At 75.0% G+C, this 18429-nt stretch carries 19 protein-coding genes; 15 read left to right on the top strand and 4 right to left on the bottom strand.

Features of this window, described 5'->3' with window-relative positions:
* The first annotated feature begins 303 nt into the window (after nt 1-303).
* Both B8281_RS05835 and B8281_RS05830 read left to right on the top strand, forming a co-directional pair.
* Entirely contained in the window at nt 304-951 is a 648-nt protein-coding gene (locus B8281_RS05835) for a histidine phosphatase family protein (RefSeq protein ID WP_085387214.1), read from the top strand.
* A gap of 22 nt (nt 952-973) precedes the next feature.
* Nucleotides 974-1531, top strand: coding sequence for a PH domain-containing protein (locus B8281_RS05830; protein ID WP_043659328.1), 558 nt, complete (start codon nt 974-976; stop codon nt 1529-1531).
* A 3-nt stretch (nt 1532-1534) separates the two neighbouring features.
* Here B8281_RS05830 and B8281_RS05825 read toward each other — a convergent pair whose 3' ends face one another.
* Nucleotides 1535-2275 carry an MOSC domain-containing protein gene (locus B8281_RS05825; RefSeq protein WP_081600313.1) on the bottom strand — a complete coding sequence of 247 codons (741 nt, stop codon included), beginning with the start codon at nt 2273-2275 and terminating at the stop codon, nt 1535-1537.
* Nucleotides 2276-2308: 33 nt separating this feature from the next.
* Nucleotides 2309-3832, bottom strand: coding sequence for an FGGY family carbohydrate kinase (locus B8281_RS05820; RefSeq protein ID WP_198163166.1), 1524 nt, complete (start codon nt 3830-3832; stop codon nt 2309-2311).
* A 37-nt stretch (nt 3833-3869) separates the two neighbouring features.
* Between B8281_RS05820 and B8281_RS05815 the strand changes: the two genes are divergently transcribed.
* The 12 genes from B8281_RS05815 (at nt 3870) to B8281_RS05760 (ending at nt 14485) form a co-directional block, all read left to right on the top strand.
* Complete coding sequence (locus B8281_RS05815; RefSeq protein ID WP_085387213.1) at nt 3870-4502, top strand: bifunctional 2-polyprenyl-6-hydroxyphenol methylase/3-demethylubiquinol 3-O-methyltransferase UbiG; 633 nt, start codon at nt 3870-3872, stop codon at nt 4500-4502.
* A gap of 3 nt (nt 4503-4505) precedes the next feature.
* Nucleotides 4506-4793 (top strand): hypothetical protein, encoded by a 288-nt coding sequence (locus B8281_RS05810; protein WP_009863765.1) that lies wholly within the window; start codon nt 4506-4508, stop codon nt 4791-4793.
* 36 nt (nt 4794-4829) lie between these two features.
* Nucleotides 4830-5720, top strand: a complete 891-nt coding sequence (locus B8281_RS05805; protein ID WP_085387212.1) for an aminoglycoside phosphotransferase family protein — start codon at nt 4830-4832, stop codon at nt 5718-5720.
* 173 nt (nt 5721-5893) lie between these two features.
* On the top strand, nt 5894-6190 hold the full coding sequence (locus B8281_RS05800; protein ID WP_085387211.1) for a lactococcin 972 family bacteriocin: 297 nt from the start codon (nt 5894-5896) through the stop codon (nt 6188-6190).
* A gap of 94 nt (nt 6191-6284) precedes the next feature.
* A complete protein-coding gene (locus B8281_RS05795; RefSeq protein ID WP_043655937.1) occupies nt 6285-6911 on the top strand; it encodes a hypothetical protein in 627 nt (208 codons plus the stop codon).
* Complete coding sequence (locus tag B8281_RS05790; protein WP_157446584.1) at nt 6904-7935, top strand: peptidoglycan-binding protein; 1032 nt, start codon at nt 6904-6906, stop codon at nt 7933-7935. Before B8281_RS05795 ends, B8281_RS05790 begins: the two co-directional genes overlap by 8 nt.
* Entirely contained in the window at nt 7932-8534 is a 603-nt protein-coding gene (locus B8281_RS05785; protein WP_232322690.1) for an ABC transporter ATP-binding protein, read from the top strand. The genes B8281_RS05790 and B8281_RS05785 overlap by 4 nt, the downstream gene beginning before the upstream one ends.
* Nucleotides 8535-8608: 74 nt before the next feature.
* Nucleotides 8609-9598, top strand: coding sequence for a hypothetical protein (locus B8281_RS05780; protein ID WP_144722122.1), 990 nt, complete (start codon nt 8609-8611; stop codon nt 9596-9598).
* Nucleotides 9595-11439: an AMP-binding protein gene (locus B8281_RS05775; RefSeq protein ID WP_198163165.1), complete on the top strand. Its 1845-nt coding sequence runs from the start codon at nt 9595-9597 to the stop codon at nt 11437-11439. Before B8281_RS05780 ends, B8281_RS05775 begins: the two co-directional genes overlap by 4 nt.
* A 256-nt stretch (nt 11440-11695) precedes the next feature.
* A complete protein-coding gene (locus tag B8281_RS05770; RefSeq protein WP_228485103.1) occupies nt 11696-13012 on the top strand; it encodes an NAD(P)/FAD-dependent oxidoreductase in 1317 nt (438 codons plus the stop codon).
* Nucleotides 13013-13135: 123 nt separating this feature from the next.
* Nucleotides 13136-13690, top strand: a complete 555-nt coding sequence (locus B8281_RS05765; RefSeq protein ID WP_157446583.1) for a PASTA domain-containing protein — start codon at nt 13136-13138, stop codon at nt 13688-13690.
* Between the two features lie 111 nt (nt 13691-13801).
* Entirely contained in the window at nt 13802-14485 is a 684-nt protein-coding gene (locus tag B8281_RS05760; RefSeq protein ID WP_085387206.1) for an SDR family oxidoreductase, read from the top strand.
* 112 nt (nt 14486-14597) lie between these two features.
* Here the strand turns inward: B8281_RS05760 and B8281_RS05755 are convergent, their stop codons facing one another.
* Complete coding sequence (locus tag B8281_RS05755; RefSeq protein WP_085387205.1) at nt 14598-16388, bottom strand: M28 family peptidase; 1791 nt, start codon at nt 16386-16388, stop codon at nt 14598-14600.
* A gap of 222 nt (nt 16389-16610) precedes the next feature.
* Here B8281_RS05755 and B8281_RS05750 point away from each other — a divergent pair, with 222 nt between their 5' ends.
* Nucleotides 16611-17930 (top strand): exonuclease domain-containing protein, encoded by a 1320-nt coding sequence (locus B8281_RS05750; RefSeq protein ID WP_198163164.1) that lies wholly within the window; start codon nt 16611-16613, stop codon nt 17928-17930.
* 27 nt (nt 17931-17957) lie between these two features.
* Here B8281_RS05750 and B8281_RS05745 read toward each other — a convergent pair whose 3' ends face one another.
* Entirely contained in the window at nt 17958-18404 is a 447-nt protein-coding gene (locus tag B8281_RS05745; protein WP_137280844.1) for a PASTA domain-containing protein, read from the bottom strand.
* Between the last annotated feature and the right edge of the window lie 25 nt (nt 18405-18429).

The following is an 18429-nucleotide window of genomic DNA, read 5'->3' as shown; positions in this document are numbered from 1 at the left end:
GCACCCACGGACCGCACCGCCGCGGCGCTGCGCGAGAATGGGGAGGTCCGCCCGTCCCCCAGGCCCGGAGTCCTCGTGCGCGTCCGCCCCCGTACCGTCCTGCTCGTCGCGACCGGGTTCGCCGTCGTCCTGCTCGGCGCTCTCGTCGTCTTCCTCGCCGTCAACGGCCTCGACGGCATCCCCGGCTGACCCCGGCCGCGCCCGTCGACCGAGGTCCCGGCACCACCCGGCAGGGCCGTCGCCGCGCGCCGTCCGCGCGCCGGGGTGATCCTGCTGAGGAACCCCGCGCAGGAAGGCCGCCCCGTGACCCCGACCGCCCCCTCCCCCGACCCGCAGCTCGTCCTCGTCCGCCACGGCGAGACGGAGTGGAGCGCGAGCGGGCGCCACACGGGCCGCTCGGACGTCCCGCTCACCGTCGCCGGCGAGCAGCAGGCGGTCGCGGCCGGCGTGTGGCTCCAGGGGTGGGCCGACCGCCGGGGGCGACGGCCCGCCGTCGTGCTCACGAGCCCCCGGGAGCGGGCGCGCCGGACCGCCGACCTCGCGGGCTTCCCCGCCGCCACGACCGACGACGACCTCGCCGAGTGGGACTACGGGCCCGTCGAGGGGCGCACGTCGGTCGCGGTCGGCGAGCAGCTCGGGCGCGAGTGGCTGCTCTTCCGCGACGGCGTGAACGTCCTCGCGGCGCCGGACGGGCACCGCGGCGAGGAGCTCGACCAGGTGGCGGCGCGGGCCGCCCGGGTGCTCGGGCGCGTCGAGCCGACGCTCCAGGACGGCGACGACGTGGTGCTGTTCGCGCACGGCCATCTGCTCCGCGTCCTCGCGACGGTCTGGCTGGGGCTCGACCCGACCCTGGGTGCGCGGTTCGAGCTCGGTACCGCGGCGATCTGCCTCCTCGGCTACGGGCACGGGCTGCGCACGGTCGAGGGCTGGAACCTGGCCGCGCAGGGGTAGCGCGGGTGGCACGATGCTGCCCATGGGACTGAGCGAGAAGCACCTCACCGAGGGCGAGCACGTCGTCATGGAGCTCAAGGAGCACGCCAAGGCGCTGTTCTGGCCGTTCGTGCTGCTGCTCGTGCTGGTCGCCGCCGTCGTGGTCACGGTCCTGCTCGTCCCGAACGACGTCGTCCGGTGGGTCGTGGCGGGTCTCGCGCTGGTCGCGGCGGTGGTCTGGGTGTTCGTGCCGTGGCTGCGCTGGCGCACCACGGAGTACACGGTGACGAACAAGCGCATCGCCATGCGCTCGGGGATCATCACGCGCACCGGCCGCGACATCCCGCTCTACCGGATCAACGACGTCAACTACGAGAAGGGTCCGATCGACCGGATCTTCGGCTGCGGCACCCTCGTCATCTCGGACGCGACCGACAAGCCCGGGCTGAACCTCCACGACGTGCCGGACGTCGAGAACGTCCAGGTGCGCCTGCACGACCTGCTCTTCACCGCCGACGACGGCTCCGACGACGGCGAGTGGCCGCCGAACGAGCCGCCCCGCGGCCGGCGCGGCCCGCGCATCCCCCGCGCGGAGCGCTGACGCTCAGTCCTCGATCCGGCGTCCGGCCGCGATCTCGGCGCGGGCGCGCAGCTCGTCCGTGAGCGTGACGTCGCCCTCGAGGTGGGCGGCGAGGAGGCGGCGCGCGAGCCCGGCCGCGCGCTCGGGGTCCGCGCCGCGCCCGTTCCAGGCGCCGAACCAGTCGGCGAGCGTCACCCCGTGCTCGGGCCGGTAGCAGACCGTCACCGCGTCGCCCGCGCGCAGCTCGCCGTGCTGCACGACGCGCAGGTACGCGCCGGTGCGGTTCGCGACCGTGAACCGCTTGACCCACCGGTCCTCGCCGAGGCGGCGCGCGAACGTCGAGCAGGGCGTGCGCGGCTGGGTGACCTCGAGGAGCGCGGTGCCCACGGCCCAGCGCTCGCCGACGACGGCCTCCGTGACCGGGATGCCCTCCACGCGCAGGTTCTCGCCGAACAGGCCCGGCGGGACGTCGCGACCGAGCTCGCCGGCCCACCAGTCCGCGTCGTCCTGCCCGTACGCGTACACCGCCTGCTCCTCGCCGCCGTGGTTCGCGCGGTCCGCCTGCAGGTCCGCGTAGAGCCCGAGCCGGCGCACCTTCACCGGTCCGGTGACGGGGCGCTTGTCGATCGCCGTGACGCCGACGGGCCCCGCGTCCGGCAGCAGGGCGTGCACGCGGCACACCGCGAGGATCTCGCCCGTGGGGGCGCTGGAGGCGAGGTCCGTGACGGGTGCGGTCCCGGTGGTCACGGCGGCTGCGGTGGACATCCCTCGATTCTCGCAGGGTCGGCCCCGGGTGCGTCACGCGAGGGCCGCGGCGGCCTCCCGCCAGCGCGCGAGGTGGTCGACGACGTCCGCCCGGCCCGGGCCCGGGAGCTCCGGCTCGTCCGCGGCGACGACCGGCTCGACCGGGTCGCCCGTGCCGCGCGCGGCGAGCAGCGCCGCGCCGACCGCGGTCGCGCTGCGGAGCCCGACGCGGTGGACGGGCCGGCCGAGCGCGTCGGCGAGGAGCCGGCGCACGAGCGGGTCGCGCGACCCGCCGCCCGTCACGACCACCGCACCTGGCTCGCCCTCCGGACGGCTCACGGGCGGTCCCGCGACGGGCGCCACGACCGGGGCCGCGGGCGCCGCGTCGAGCAGGTCGACCGCCGCCGCGACCGCGAACACCATGCCCTCGACGGCGGCGCGCACGAGCTCGGGCCGCCCCGTGTCCTCGCGCAGCCCGGTCCACGCCCCGCGTGCGTCGGGACCGGCGACCCCGCCGCGCTCCCCGGTGAGGAACGGCAGGAACGACACGCCGCCCGCGCCGTCGGGCACGGTCCGCGCGAGCGCGAGGCCGTCGGACCACCCCAGCCCGAGGACCCGCAGCGCCCAGCCGAGCGCGAGACCCGCGTTCTGCACCGCCGCGAGGCGGTACCACCGCGCGGCGGGGCCCGCGCCCGTGTCCGCGAAGGTGTGCACGAGGGGGTCGAGCACGGGCTCGGGCCGGTCGAGCGCGGCCATGACCTGTGCCCCCGTGCCGAGGTTGACGTGCAGCCCGGGCGCCCCGACGGCGAGCCGCGCGGCCGGGGTGTCCCCGCCGCCCACCACGACGGGCACCGCGCTCCCGCTCGCCGGGAACCACCGCGCGAGCCGGGCGGTCGTCCCGGCCACGGCGTCCGACGGCGCCACGCCCGGCAGGAGCCGGGCCGGCAGGTCGAGGTGCGCGACGACGTCGGCCGCCCAGGCGTCGCGGGGCACGTCCCACAGGAGCGTGCCCGCGGCGTCGGACCGGTCGGTCGTGGCGACGGGGAGTGCAGCGTCGTCGACGAGCCACGCGCGCACGACGTCCTTGGGCAGCAGCACGTGCGCCGCGCGGTCGAGCGTCGCGGGGTCGTGCGCGGCGAACCAGTCGAGCACGGGCCCGGTCATCCCGGGCACGAGGGGGTTGGCGAGCGGGGCTCGCACGGTGTCGGGCAGCGCGCGCCAGCGGTCGAGCCGGTCGGCCGCGCGCGCGTCCGTCCACAGGACGGCAGGCACGACGGCGTCCCCCGCCGCGTCCACGAGCACCGCGGCGTGCATCTGGCCGGCGACGCCGACCGCGCGCACCGCGACCTCGCCGAGCCCGGCCGCGCGGGCGGCGAGGTCGTCGAGGGCGGTGCCGAGCGCCGTCGTCCAGGTCGCCGGGGCCGACTCGGAGCGGCCGGGGCGCGGGTGCTCGACGTCGTACGCCGCCTCGGCCTCCGCGACGACCGACCCGTCCCGGCCGAGGAGGACGAGCTTGAGCCCGCTCGTCCCGAGGTCGATGCCGAGGGTGGTGCCGAGGGTGGTGGGGACCAAGGTCACGGGACCGACTCTCCCACGCCCGGGTAGCGTCGGCGGCATGAGCGCCACCCGTCCCTCGCGCTGGGAGCAGAAGACCGCCGCCGACCCCTCGCACTCCACCTGGTACGTCGAACGCTTCCGGGCCATGGCCGCCCGGGGCGCCGACCTCGCGGGCGAGGCCCGCCTGGTCGACGCCATGCTGCCGCGCGGCTCCCGGGTCCTCGACGCGGGCTGCGGGCCGGGGCGCGTGGGCGCCGAGCTGTTCGCGCGCGGGCACGCCGTCATGGGCGTCGACGTGGACCCCGTCCTGATCGACGCCGCGCGCACCGACCACCCAGGCCCCGACTGGCGCGTGGGCGACCTCGCGGAGCTCGACCTGCCCGCGGAGGGCGTCACCGAGCCGTTCGACCTGATCGTGTGCGCGGGCAACGTCGTGACGTTCCTCGCGCCGGGCACCGAGGTGGAGGTGCTGCGCCGCTTCCGCGCCCACCTCGCGCCCGGCGGTCGCGCCGTCGTGGGCTTCGGCACCGGTCGCGGGTACCCGCCCGAGCAGTTCCTCGCCGACGCCACGGAGGCGGGCCTGCACCTCGACCTCGCGCTCGCCACGTGGGACCTGCGCCCCTGGACCCCGGACGCCGACTTCCTCGTCGCCGTGCTCAGCGACGCGGCGCCCCGGCCGGGCGTGGCCTGAGCCGTGCCGTCCTACCGCGTGACCCTCGCCGTCGGACTCCTGCACCCGGGCGCCGACCCCGAGGCCGTGCTGCCCGCGGCCGCCGCCGCGGCGCGCGCCCTCACGACCGTCGAGGCGTACGACGTCGGCGTCGTCCGCGGCGAGGCGCGCGTCACCGTGCGCTTCCTCGCCGACACGGACGCGTCCGCGCACGGCGTCGCGGACGCCGTGGAGGCGGGCGTGCGGGCCCACGCGGCGACGTCGGGCGGACGCCTGACCCGCCGCTGGGGAGCGCGCTGGCACCCCGCCTGAGCAGCGGCCGACGGCGCGTCGGTACCGTGGGCGCGCATGAGCGCCCCCGAGACCGCGATCACCGCCGACCTCGTCCGCGAGGCCCTCGCGGAGCAGCACCCCGACCTCGCCGGGCTGCCGCTCCGCGAGGTCGCGGGCGGCTGGGGGAACCAGATGTGGCGGCTCGGCGACGACCTGGCCGTGCGGGTGCAGCGCATGGACCCGACGCCGGAGCTCCAGCTCAAGGAACGGCGGTGGCTGCCCGCGCTCGCGCCGCGCCTGCCGCTCCCCGTGCCGACGCCGGTGCGGCACGGCGAGCCGGGCGCGCGTCTCCCGCGGCACTGGACGGTCATGACCTGGATCCCCGGCGAGCCGCTGGACCACGGGACGATCACCCGGGGCGAGCACGCCGCCGACGCGCTGGCGGGCTTCCTCCGGGCGCTGCACGTCGCAGCACCCGCCGACGCGCCGTCGTCCACGGACCGGGGCGCTCACCCCCGCGACGTCACGGACGGCTTCGAGGGCTTCCTGCGCGCCGTCTCCCCCGCGGACTCCGCCGCCGTCCGGTCCGTCTGGGCCGACGCCGTCGCTGCCCCCGCGTGGGAGGGTCCGCCCGTGTGGGTGCACGGGGACCTTCACCCCGCAAACGTCGTCGTCGCGGACGGGACGCTCGCGGGCGTCGTCGACTTCGGCGACCTGTTCGCGGGCGACCCGGCCTGGGACCTCGCCGCCGCCTGGGTGCTGCTGCCCGCTGGCACCGCGGCGCGGTTCTTCGACGCCTACGCGCCGGCCGACGACGCGGCGGTCCGGCGTGCCCGCGGTCTGGCCGCGCTGAAGGCCCTCTTCCTCCTGCTCATGGGGCAGAACGGCGACCGTGGGCTGCCCGGCGGCAAGGCCCACTGGGGTCCCGTGGGGCGCGCGGCGCTCGACCGCGTCCTGGCGGGCTGACGCGTCACCGGAGGTGACAGGGCTTCGGTCGGAGCGAGCCGCGCCGCACGCTCGGCAAGATGGCGACCTCCCGTGGTGACCACCTCGGCTCGTCCATATAACGGACATATCTCACCACTCCTGCCATCCGCACGATACTTCCTCGGACGGTTATCGCTTCAAGGGGGAATCTCGTGCGAAAGATCATGACGGCGGTCATCACCGCCACGCTCGTCGCTGGTGTCGCGCTCGGAGCCGCTGGCCCTGCCAGCGCGGCGATCAGCTACCCGTCCGTGGGCGGCACGTGGGACCACGGCGCCGACGCCAAGGACGTCTGGTCGCTCTACCACCACGGCTCCAGGGTCCACAAGGCCTCGACGTACGGGGACAACGGCCTCCGGAGCAGCGGCTGGGTTGCCGCGGGACTGTGGGCGAGACAGTGGGACGCGGTCCGCTTGTTCGGGAACAAGGCGTACTACGACGTCAAGTAGAACAGCTCGCGCGCTGCCGGTCGTCACGCTGACGCGACGACCGGCGGAGCGCGGGTCCGCTCGATCCCGACGAACGCCCAGCCACCGGAGAATCATGTCTCGATGCAAGGCGCCGCGGCTCTTCGCCGCGGCAGCACTCGCCGCGTTCTCGCCCCTCCTCGTCGCGTGCGGCACCTCGCAGTCCGCGGGGTCGAGCGCGGCCGAGGGTGCGGGGGCGGAGGTTCCCCTGTTCGACGGGCCCTACGCCGCCGAGTTCGCCGCGTTCTACGCCGACGCTGAGTCCGAGTTCGCCCGCCAGGCGATCGCCGACGAGGAGATCACCGACGCCGAGTACGCCGAGATGGAGGAGAAGTTCCGTACGTGCCTCGACGGCGAGGGCGTGACGTTCTCGGGCTTCGAGCCCGACGGCTCGTATGAGGCCTCACACCTGCCGGACGGAGGCGATCCCTACGAGGTGGTGAAGGTGTGCGAGCGCGAGTCGGGGGCAGACACGGTCGGGGCGCTGCACGACATCATGGCGTCGAACCCGGCCAACCTCGACGTCCCGACCATCATGGCGGAGTGCCTCGTCGGCAAGGGGGTCGTCCCTGCCGCCTACTCCGCAGACGACTATGTCACGGACACGGAGGGCCGCTTCTCCGACCTCGCTGCTCTCACGACCGAGCTCCGGGACGCCCTGATGACGTGCTCGGACGACCCCCTGGGCCTGGCCGGTGGCTGAGCGCAGCCCTGCGAAGGCCGGACTGTGGGTGCTCGGGGGGCTGACTCTCGTCGCCGTCGGGATCGCCCTCGGTGCCGCGTGGGCCTCCCCGGCCGTCCCTTCGGCCCTGCGACCGCCCGCTCCCCTCACCACCTTCACCGTCCAGGCAGCCACGTTCGACGACGTCCGCTCCGTGCGGCTCGCCGTCGCCCGCGGCGAGGATTCAGGGCTGGTATCGCCCGGTAGCGGTCTCGTCACACGCTTCGACTGCCGTCCCGGCTCGGCCATCGAGTCCGGGACCGCGCCGCTCTGGCTCGACGACGCGCCGATCGTCGCGCTCGCGACGACGCTCCCCCTCTGGCGGGACCTTCCGGTCGGCGCCGAGGGCAACGACGTGCGGGCGCTGCAGGAGGAGCTGACGCGCCTGGGGCACCCCGTGGAGATCACCGGGACGCTCGGCAGGAAGACGCTCCGGGCGGTCAACACGCTCCTCGACGACCTCGGTGCCCCCTCGGCACTCACCTCCGTCCCGCGATCCCGCATCCTGTGGATCCCCGGACCGTCGGTCACCCTCTCGGAGTGCTCGGCCACGATAGGGAGCCGACTCGAAGCCGGAGCAGAGCTCGCCGTCACGCCCGGCACGCTGGCCGAAGTCACGCTGCGCGACGGTGCGCCGTCCGACCTCGTCGCCGGCGCGCGCACGCTCCGCGTGGACGGGATCGACGTCGCGGTCGAGCCGCAGGCCCCCGTCACCGACCCATCGCTGCTCGCACGGCTCGACGCTGCGCCCTCGCTCCAGCAAGGAGGTACGGGCGACGAGGCCCCGGTCGGCCAACTGCGGTTGTCAGAACCGGTGGACGTGTCGGTCGTCCCACCGTCAGCGGTGATCACCGCACCGGACGGGACCAGCTGCGTGACCACAGGCGCCGTCCCGCACGCGGTGCGGGTCGTGGGATCCGAGCTCGGCCAGACGTTCGTGCTGTTCGACGGCATCCCGCCGACCGTCGTCGAGACGTCGCCCCGACAGGACACCCCGTGCGCGTGACCGTCTCCGGCCTCGGGCACCGCTTCCCCGGGCGACCGTGGCTATTCCGCGGGCTCGACCTCGACCTGCGGCCGGGACACGCCTACGCGCTGACCGGCCCGTCGGGGTCGGGCAAGAGCACCCTCCTCGGCCTGCTCGCCGGGTGGGAGGCGCCCAGCGAGGGCGTTGTCGCGCGAGAGGGCGTCGGGCGCACCGGGTGGGTGTTCCAGAACCCGCACGGGACGCCGCGGCGCTCAGCACACGACCACGTCGCGCTCCCGCTGCTCGTGCGGGGGCTGCACCCCCGGGAGGCGGATCGGCGAGCCGCTGACCTCCTCGGCAGGTTCGGGCTCGGTGGTGTCGCGCAGCAGCAGTTCCGACGCCTCTCGGGTGGGGAGGCGCAGCGCCTGATGCTGGCGCGAGCGATCGCATCGGAACCAGGACTCCTCCTCGTGGACGAGCCGACCGCCCAGCTCGACCTGCCGACCGCCCGCACCGTCAACGAGTCGCTCGATGCGCTGCGCTCACCCGGGACGATCATCGTCGTCGCGACGCACGACGCCGCGACCCGTGACGCGTGCTCGAATCACGTCGACCTGACGCTGCACGCCGCCGCATGAGACTGCGCTCGGTCCTCCGCGAGGCGTGGCGCAACGCTTCCACAGGTACGGCACGCTGCGGCACGCTGGCACTGGTGCTGATGGTCCTGGTCCTCACCACGCTGGGAGCTGAGATCTCGACCGTGGCCGCGGCCGAGAGGCAGGCCACGGAGTTCCGCGCCGCTGGTGCGTCGATTCTCACGATCTCGGCACCGGGCCGGGTCGACGCCGCGCGGTGCGAGTCGTTGCGCGATCTGCCCGGAGTGCACACGGCGGGTGCGCTCACCGTCCGACCGGACGAGTCCGTCGCCGCCGTCGCCCTTACCGGCGCCCCCATGCCTGCCGCGGACGCGAGCCCGGGGTTCCCTGCCGTCGTCGGTGCCACGACCGACGGGGGGCCGGGTCTGATCCTGACCGACGACGCCGCCGCGACGCTCGGCCTCGGGCTCGGCGACCGGCTCTCCGCGACGACCGGGTCGTCTCGCCTCGCGGGCACCTACACCTACCCCCGCGACGGCCGGCGGGACGGGTACGGCTATCTGGCGGTGAGCGTCACCGGGTACCGCGCACCGTTCGACGAGTGCTGGGTCGAGGCGTGGCCGATGACCACGGACCTGAACCCGCTGCTCTTCACCGTGCTCCGGCCGGGTGGTGGCGTCGACGACGTCCCCCAGGTGCAGCAGCTCAACTCCACGCTGGGTTCGGGGCTCGACGGCTTTGGGCTGTTCCACGAGCGCGCCACCCGGTTCGGCGGGCTCCTCGTCGGGCTGGTCGCCGTCGTCGTCGCCTTCGTCGCCGTGCGCGCTCGCCGAGTGGAGCTCGCCACGGCCCTTCACGACGGGATGCGACGACGTGACCTGTGGACGATCGTGCTGCTGGAGTCGGCTCTGTGGGCCGCTCCGGCGGTAGCGGTCGGGACGGCGTTCTCGCTCACGTGGTTCGGCCGGGACGGTGACCTGCTGGTCGGCACGGTCCTCGGTGCGCGCGTGGTCCTGTCCGTGCTGGCAGGTAGCGCGACAGGCGTCGCCGTCGCCCTGGCGACGACGCACGAGAAAGACCTGTTCGCCTACGCGAAGGACCGATGACAACACCGCTGCCGCACACAACCTACGCAACCGTAGGTTACGGTGGCGTAGTGAACACTCTGGCGACGAGGCCGTGGACCGACCGTTACGCCCCCGGCGTCCCGACGGACGTCGAGGTCCCCGACGAGCCGGTCACGGCCGCCCTCTACCGCGCGGCCGAGCGCTGGCCGGACCGCGTCGCGGTCGACTTCTTCGGCGCGACCACCACGTACGCGCAGCTCGTCGCGCAGGTGGAGCGCGCCGCGAGCGCCCTGCACGACCTCGGCGTCCGGCACGGCGACCGCGTCGCGCTCGTGCTGCCCAACGCGACGTCGCACGTCGTCGCGTTCTACGCCGTCGAGCGGCTGGGCGGCGTCGTGGTCGAGCACAACCCGACGTACACGGCCGACGAGCTCGCCCACCAGCTCGCCGACTCCGGCGCGAGCGTCGCGGTCGTGTGGACCAAGACGGTCCCGGCCGTGCTCGAGGCCCGCGCCCACGTGCCCGGGCTGCGGCGCGTCGTCGGGCTCGACATCGCGCGCGACCTGCCGCGCGGAAGCCGTCTCGCGCTGCGCCTGCCCGTCGCCCGGGCCCGCGCGCAGCGCGAGGCACTGCGCACGCCGCTCCCGGCCGGCGTGCCCGACTGGCACGACCTCGTCCGGCGCGCGCGGGCCCTCCCCCCGGCGCTGCCGCACCCCGCCGCCGACGACGTCGCCCTCCTGCAGTACACCGGCGGCACGACCGGCACCCCGAAGGGCGCGGTCCTCACGCACCGCAACCTCGTCGCCAACGTGGTCCAGGGCCAGGCGTGGGCGTCGTTCGAGGAGGGCGCCGAGACCGTCTACGGCGTGCTGCCCTTCTTCCACGCGTTCGGCCTGACGTTCTGCCTCACCCTGCCCGCGCGCGTCGGCGCGACCCTCGTCGCGTTCCCCAAGTTCGACCCGCAGGCGTTCGTCGCCGCCCAGGCGCGGCGGCCCGCGACGTTCCTGCCCGGCGTCGCGCCCATGTTCGACCGCATCGTCACCGCCGCGGCCGACGCCCCGGGCGCGGGCTCCGACCTCACCTCGATCCGCCTGGCCTTCGCCGGCGCGATGCCCATCACCGCGGAGACGGCGCAGCGCTGGGAGGACGCGACGGGCGGCCTGCTCATCGAGGGCTACGGCATGACCGAGACGTCGCCGATCTCGCTCGGCAACCCGTGCTCCGACGACCGCCGCCCCGGCACGCTCGGGCTCCCGTTCCCCAGCACCGAGATCCGCGTCGTCGACGCCGACGCGCTCGACGCCGGCGACCTGCGCGACGCCGAGCCGTCCGAGCCGTCCGACGACGGCGTGCGCACCGTGCGCGGCGAGCTGCTCGTCCGCGGCCCGCAGGTGTTCCGCGGCTACTGGAACCGTCCCGAGGAGACCGCCCACCAGCTGCTCGACGACGGGTGGCTCCGCACGGGCGACGTCGTGCGCGTGGCCCTCGACGGCCCCGACGCCGGCCTCGTCACGCTCGTCGACCGCATCAAGGAGATGATCGTCACCGGCGGGTTCAAGGTGTACCCGTCGCAGGTCGAGGAGCACCTGCGCGGGATGCCCGGCGTGCGGGACGTCGCCGTCGTGGGCGTGCCGGGCTCCGGGTCCGACGAGCACGTCGCCGCCGTCGTCGTGCTCGACGACGCGGACGCCGCCTCGCCCCCGCGCGTCGACCTCGCCGCCGTGCGCGAGTGGGGCGAGAAGCGCCTCGCCCGGTACGCCCTGCCCCGCACGTTCGCCGTCGTGCCGGAGCTGCCGCGCTCGCAGATCGGCAAGGTGCTGCGCCGTGTCGTCCGCGAGGACCTCCTGGGCCGCGACGACGTCGAGCACCACGGCTCCTGACTGCGACGCACACCCACACGCCGAACGCGCGAGGTAGAGCCCCGGTCCGCCGAGGTAGAGGCATGGTCGCGACCACGCCTCTACCTCGCGCGACCAGGGGTCTACCTCGCGGGACCGGGGCTCGCCCTCGGGGGCCGGGCGCCTGTTCGGCGTGGGGGCGGGGTTCGCCGTAACCTGGCACACGTCGTCGGCGACGTCCGCGACGCAGTCGGGCGGGCACCGGCGCTCTCCCACCCCGTCGCCCCGAGGAGGCCACGTGCCCGAGCCCGTCACCGCTGCCCCCGCACCGGCAGCCGCCGCCCCCCTGCCGCACGTCGTGGTGGTCGGCGCCGGGTTCGCCGGGCTCGCCGTCGTCAAGGGGCTCGCGAAGGCGCCCGTGCGCGTGACGCTCGTGGACCGCCGCGTCTACAACACGTTCCAGCCGCTGCTCTACCAGGTCGCGACGGGCGGCCTGAACCCGGGCGACGTCACCTACTTCCTGCGCGGGCTGCGGCTCAAGCAGAAGAACGTGCGGGTCGTGCACGAGCACCTCGTCGGCATCGACCACGAGGCGCGCCGCATCCGCCTCCTCAACGACGAGTGGGTCGACTACGACTACCTCGTCGTCGCCAACGGCGTCACGGCCAACTTCTTCGGCACCCCGGGCGCCAAGGAGAACTCGTTCCCCATGTACTCGCGGTCCCAGGCCATGAAGATCCGGGACACGCTCTTCATCCGCCTCGAGAAGGCCGCGGCGAACCCCGGCAAGGACGAGGGGCTGCGGGTCGTCGTCGTCGGCGGCGGCGCGACGGGCGTCGAGGTCGCGGGGGCGCTCGCGGAGCTCCGCACCGCGGGCCTGCGACCCGCCTACCCGGAGATCCACGGCGACGCGTTCGAGGTGAAGATCGTCCAGCGCGGCGGCGAGGTGCTCAAGTCGTTCCACCCGAAGCTGCGCCGGTACGCGGCGGAGGAGCTGCGCCGTCGCGGCGTCGGCCTGCACCTGGGTGCCGGGGTCGCGGAGGTGCTGCCCGACGCCGTCGTCCTCACCGACGGCACGCGCATCCGCTCCGACCTCACGGTGTGGTCGGCGGGGGTCCACCCCCACGAGGAGGTCGACGACTGGGGCCTGCCGCGCGGCGAGGGCGGGCGCGTCGTCGTCGGCGACGACCTCCAGGTCGAGGGCCTGCCGGGCGTGTTCGCGGCGGGTGACATCGCGATCTCGCCCGCCGGGCTGCCGCAGCTCGCGCAGCCCGCGATCCAGTCGGGCGAGCAGGTCGCGCGGAACATCGAGGCGCTCCTCGCCGGGCGCCCGACGACGTCCCTGCGGTACTTCGACAAGGGCACGATGGCGGTCATCGGCCGGCGCGCGGCGATCGCCGAGGTCGTGGGGAGGCTGCGGCTCACGCGCGGCGTCGCGTGGCTCGCGTGGCTGTTCGTCCACATCATGGGGCTCATCGGGCCGCGCAACCGCCTCACGACGCTCGCCGGTCTGGTCACGCGCTACGGCTTCCCGTTCCACCGTCGGCCCATCCCGATCGTCGGCGACGTGCCGACCGTCCGGCCGCCGAAGCGCACCGGCACCGGGCGCCCCTGACGCCCGACGGCAGCCCGCGCGCGGGCCAACCGGGCACCCGTCGCGTACCCTCGATCACGCAAGCAGTTTCAGGGGGCAACCGGGGGCGGTGCAGTGGCAGGACGTATGACGGACCCGTCGGCGATGACGGACCGGACGAGCACCAGGAAGCACGACGACGGGACGCGCGACGCCGCGCGGCCGCGGGTCGTGGGAGCACCGCGACGCGCACGGGCGGTCGTGCTCGCCGTCGTGGCCGTGACCGCGCTCGCCGGGTGCCGCGTGGACGGGCTGCCGGGCGGCCCGGGGAGCCCGTCGCCGTCGCCCACGTCGCAGCCGACGACGACCCCCACCTCCGAGCCGACCGTCGAGCCGACGCCGGACCCGACCGGGGAGCCGACGGGCGGCCCCGGTGAGCCGGGCAGCTCGGACGGGGTCGAGGTCTCGGTCGAGATCGAGCCGGCGTTCTCCATGCCCAACCTCGTCGAGACGCGGCTCAAGCAGGCGCGTGCCGACCTGGAGAAGCGCGGGGCGGTGACGGTCGTCGTCGTCGACGCGCGCGACGCACGGGCCGGCGCCCTGCCCGGTGCGGCCAACGGCTGGACGGTGTGCGCGCAGGACCCGGAGGGCGGGGACCTCGTGCGCGCGTCGCAGACCGTGACGCTCAACGCCGCCCCGAACGCGAAGCAGTGCCCGTGACGCGCTCCTGACCGAGACCCGGCGCACCCGGGCCCGGGCCGCCCCGGGTGGCGGCGCGGACGGCGGCGGAGGACGGTGGACTCCCACTCTCCACAGACAGGAGTCCGCCGCATGAAGATCGCCCTCGTCGGTGCCCACGGCAAGGTGGGCCGGCTGCTCGTCCCGATCCTCGTCGACCACGACGCGACCGTCACGGGGATCGTGCGCGCCGAGGAACAGCTCCCGCTCGTCCGCCGGCTGGGCGGCGAGCCGCTCCTGCTCGACGTCGAGCACGCCTCGACCGAGGAGATCGCCGCCGCGCTCGACGGGTTCGACGCCGTCGTATGGTCCGCCGGGGCGGGCGGCGGGAACCCGGAGCGCACCTACGCCGTCGACCGCGACGCCGCCAGTCGCACCATGGACGCGGCCGTCGCGGCCGGGGTGCCGCGCTACGTCATGGTGTCGTGGATCGGGTCGGTGCCCGACCACGGCGTCGACCCCGACTCGAGCTTCTTCGCCTACGCCGACGCGAAGCTCGCCGCCGACGACCACCTGCGCGGCACCGACCTCGACTGGACCGTCCTCGGGCCGGGCACGCTCACCGACGACGACCCGACCGGGGCGATCCGCGTCGTCGGCGACGGCCCGGACGGCCTCGACGGCGCGGACGACGTGCCCGACGGCGCGGCCTCCCGCGTCTCGCGCGCGGACGTCGCGATGGTGGTCGCCCAGGCGCTGCGCACGCCCTCGACCGTGGGCCGGTTCATCCGCTTCACCGCGGGCGACACCCCGGTGCTCGAGGCGCTCGAGCGCTGACCGACCGCCCGCGCACCGCGCACGACGGGGCCGGGACCGCCCTCGCAGGAGGACGGTCCCGGCCCCGTGGGTGCACCGGCCGGTCAGGGCGCCGGCCGCAGCGTGCAGCGCGTCAGCCGCAGTCGATCGCGTCGTACGACACGTCGTACCGCTGGTACACCGGGTCGCCGCCGCGCCACTGGTAGGCCGCGACCGTCGCGGTGCCCGCCGCGACGGACGACGCGCGCGTGCTGAACGACTGGTACGCGTTCTTGTCCGGCGCGAGGGCGCTGAACTTCTTCTCGCCGAACGGCGTGATGAGCCGGACGTCCGCGGGGGCGTCCTCGCCGTTGGCGCCGCGCACGGCGACGTACGCCGTGCCGTTGAGGCACCGCGCCTGCGCCTCGACGGCGTCGATGCGCGGGTTGCCCACGCCGTTGATCGCGAACGTGTCCTCGGACAGCGCGGCGACGGCGTGCCCGACGGCGCGCGACATGATGTCGAGCGCGGTCGCGTCGACGTTGTCGATCGTGTCCGCCGGCGAGTGGTAGTTCGGGTCGTAGAAGATGCCCTCGGTGCCGCCGAACATCGCGACCTCCTCGGCCGTCTTCGAGCCGTCCGCACCGGTGAACAGGCCCGACGCCGGGACGCCGTTCTCGATGAACGCCTGGTAGTCGGAGCGGCCCGAGAACTCGGTGTCGACCCACGGCTGGTCGATGCCGTCGAAGTAGTCGGTGAACACCGCCTCCGTCTCGGCCGAGCCCGGCGGGACCTCGACCGGGGCCGGGTACGTCGACTCGTTCGCGTCGTACACGCCGATGATGTAGTTCGGCGAGCCGACCATGTCGAAGTTGAGGTACGTCGCGATGTCGTCGAGCGCCGCCGGGTCGTTCGCGGCGAGGTCGCTCACGTAGTGGGTCGAGCCGCGCAGGCCGACCTCCTCGGCGCCCCACCACGCGAACCGGACGGCGTTCTCGACGTCCTGCCCGCCGTCGGTCGCGGCCGCGAGCTGGACCGCCACCTCGAGGATCGCGGCGGAGCCGGAGCCGTTGTCGTTGATGCCCGGGCCGTCCTCGACGCCGTCGAGGTGCGCGCCGACCATGACGACGTTGTGGTCACGCCCGCCCGGGGTCTGGGCGAGCACGTTGAACGTCTCGAACTCCTCGACGTGGGTCTGCAGGTCGTACGTCGCGACCGGCTCCGCGCCGCCCGCGATCGCGGCGAGGATCTGCTGGCCCGCGGCCTGCGTGATGCCCACCGTCGGGACCCAGGCGTCGTTCTCGGCACCGAGGGTCGGGCTCAGCGCGCCGTCGGTGTTGTTGTACAGGATCACGGCCGCCGCACCGGCCTGCGCCGCGTACAGCGCCTTGTCGGCGAACGGGCACGAGCCGCGGCTGATCAGCGCGACCGCGCCGCTCACGGCGACCCCGTCCCACGTCTCCGGGGTGCAGCCCTGGACGAGCGCGTCGGCGGGCTGCACGATCGGGCCCGTGACGCCGTCGTCCGGGGTGTCGGGCGCGAACTCGGCCGGGTAGACGTCCGACGTCACCTCGACGCCGGCCGCCGTGAGGGACAGCTCGTCGGTCTCCAGGTCCTCGAACGTGAAGTACTGGCGCTCGGGCTCGTAGCCCGCGGCCCGCAGGGCGTCCTCGACGTAGACGGCGCTCGCCTCGTAGCCGGGCGTCTCCAGCGCGCGGTTGCCGCCGTTGGCGTCCGCGATGTCCTGGAAGTCCTGGAGCCTCTGCATGACCGCGTCGCCGGTGACGAGGTCCTCGAGCGGGGGCGGGGCCGCGGCGGCCCGCAGGCTGCCGGCGGCCGTGCCGGACGCGGCGCCGAGAGGCTCGGCGCCGACGGGAACTGCGGTCAGCGCCGCGAGCACGAGGCCCGCTACCGCTGCGGACGGGACGATCGTTCGTGGTCTCACGCATCCTCCTCGACAGTGGCCCCCGCGGACCACCCCCGGTCGTGTCGGGGTGCGGCCGAGTCGCACACGAGACGCGACGCTGCGGAGGCTCGTGTGCTCGCGAGCGTATGCCTCCCGGGCCCCGCGCGGAACCCCCGGGCGGCACGAGCGTCAGGAGTTCACACGACCGTAACGGCCGTGGCGCCGGGGCAGGCCGTGGGCGACGTCGGGCAGACTGTGCCCGTGCCCGGATTCGCCGTCGTCGACCTCGAGACCACGGGGTTCTCCCCCCGCCTCGGCGACCGCGTCGCCGAGGTCGCGGTCGTCCTCGTGGACGACGCCGGTCGCGTCGAGGACGAGTGGTCCACCCTGGTCAACCCCGAGCGGGACCTCGGGCCGCAGCACGTGCACGGCATCGCCGCGGCGGACGTCGCGCTCGCCCCGACGTTCGACCGCGTCGCACCAGCGCTCCTGCGCCTGCTCGCCGGGCGCGTGCTCGTCGCCCACAACGCGGCGTTCGACACGCGCTTCCTGCGCGCCGAGATCGGGCGCGCCGGGATCGCCGCGGCCATCGACCCCGTCGCGTGCCTGTGCACGCAGCAGCTCGCGAGCCGCTACCTCACGGGCTCGCGGGCGCTGTCCGCGTGCTGCGCGGCCGTGGGCGTCGTGCACGACGGCGTCCACTCGGCCCTGGGCGACGCGCGCGCCACCGCGGGGCTGCTCGGGTACTACCTCGACGTCGCGGCCGACGACGAGCGCTGGGCCGTCGCGCGCGCCGCGGCGGACGGCGTCCGCTGGTCGCTGCCCGCCGCCCTGCCCGGCGCGGAGCCGGTGCTGCGCGGCGCGAGCCGCGCCCGCGGGCACTGGCTCGCGGCGCTCGCCGACCCTCCCGCCGTTCCGGACCCGTCCCCGTCCGGCGCCCCGGGAGCGGACGCGCGGCGCGACGTGAGCACGTACCTGCGCCTGCTCGACGAGGCGCTCCTCGACCGCTACGTCTCGCACGCCGAGCGGACCGCGCTGCTCGCGGAGGCCCGGCACGCCGGGCTCGACCGCGCGACGGTCGAGACCCTGCACCGCGACTACCTGGCCGCGCTGGCCCGGGCCGAGCTCGACGCGCTCGACGGGACGACCGCCACGGGCGACCGGGACGAGGGCGCCGCGCTGCGCGACGACCCGGCGCTGCACGAGGTCGCCGGACAGCTCGGCCTCGACGCCGACGACGTCGTGGGCACCGTCGAGGCGGCGCTCGGGACGCGCCTGGTCGAGACGGTCGCGGGCGCTGATGGAGCGGTCCCGCTCCGTCCCGCGTTCGTGCTGGCCGCGGGCGACGAGGTCGTGCTGACCGGCTCGATGTCGCGGACGCGCGAGGCCTGGGAGCGCGACGTCCGCGCCGCGGGCCTCTCCCCCTGGCCGTACGTCACGCGCCGCACGCGGCTCCTCGTCGCCGCCGACCCCGACTCCCTCTCGACGAAGGCCCGCACCGCGCGCCGCTACGGCGTCCCGGTCGTCACCGAGGCGGCGTTCGCGCGCCTGCTCGCCGTTTCGGGTGCACAGGCAGCATGATCTCCGACCGGTCGCCCGCGGCCGGTCTCACGGGCACGTCTCGTCGAGCTTGACCGCCGCGAGCGTCACGACCGTCGAGATAGGCACTACCGCACCCGGCGCAGGGTCCTGAGCGCAGACCGTCCAGTTCGAGTCATCGATCGCCAGACGCTCAAGACCCGTCGCGTCCTGCTGATCCATCAGGTACGAGTCCATGGTCTGCAGCAGATCCTGGGCATCCTGGAGATTCTGGCCGACCACCGCCGGCATGGTGAAGGTCTCCTCAGCGGCGTCGGTCGCACCAGAGCCCGTATCAGCCGCCGTGGGCTGCTCCGAAACGCTGTCCTCGTTCGGGGTGGGCTCTGGTTCCGCGCTCTGCGTGTCCGCCTCGGCCGTCTCCGTCACCGTCACCGTCGCGGGTTCCGCCGGGCTTCCTGTGCAGGCCGCGAGCAACACCGTCGCCACCCCGACAAGACCCCAGAATCGTCGTTTCATCATTCCCCCTTTGCAAGCCTGACCT

Source organism: Cellulosimicrobium sp. TH-20 (genome assembly GCF_002105775.1).
Taxonomy (GTDB): Bacteria; Actinomycetota; Actinomycetes; order Actinomycetales; family Cellulomonadaceae; genus Cellulosimicrobium; species Cellulosimicrobium funkei.
Note: the sequence above shows the minus strand (reverse complement) of the source record. Positions and strands in the feature narration are given on the sequence as shown.

What these genes read in the sequence shown, in the direction of transcription:
- B8281_RS05815 (WP_085387213.1), top strand. Translation starts at nt 3,870, where the DNA reads ATGAGCGCCACCCGTCCCTCGCGCTGGGAGCAGAAGACCGCCGCCGAC.
- B8281_RS05775 (WP_198163165.1), top strand. Translation starts at nt 9,595, where the DNA reads ATGACAACACCGCTGCCGCACACAACCTACGCAACCGTAGGTTACGGT.
- B8281_RS05805 (WP_085387212.1), top strand. Translation starts at nt 4,830, where the DNA reads ATGAGCGCCCCCGAGACCGCGATCACCGCCGACCTCGTCCGCGAGGCC.
- B8281_RS05765 (WP_157446583.1), top strand. Translation starts at nt 13,136, where the DNA reads ATGACGGACCGGACGAGCACCAGGAAGCACGACGACGGGACGCGCGAC.
- B8281_RS05795 (WP_043655937.1), top strand. Translation starts at nt 6,285, where the DNA reads ATGTCTCGATGCAAGGCGCCGCGGCTCTTCGCCGCGGCAGCACTCGCC.
- B8281_RS05830 (WP_043659328.1), top strand. Translation starts at nt 974, where the DNA reads ATGGGACTGAGCGAGAAGCACCTCACCGAGGGCGAGCACGTCGTCATG.
- B8281_RS05825 (WP_081600313.1), bottom strand. Translation starts at nt 2,275, where the DNA reads ATGTCCACCGCAGCCGCCGTGACCACCGGGACCGCACCCGTCACGGAC.
- B8281_RS05760 (WP_085387206.1), top strand. Translation starts at nt 13,802, where the DNA reads ATGAAGATCGCCCTCGTCGGTGCCCACGGCAAGGTGGGCCGGCTGCTC.
- B8281_RS05745 (WP_137280844.1), bottom strand. Translation starts at nt 18,404, where the DNA reads ATGAAACGACGATTCTGGGGTCTTGTCGGGGTGGCGACGGTGTTGCTC.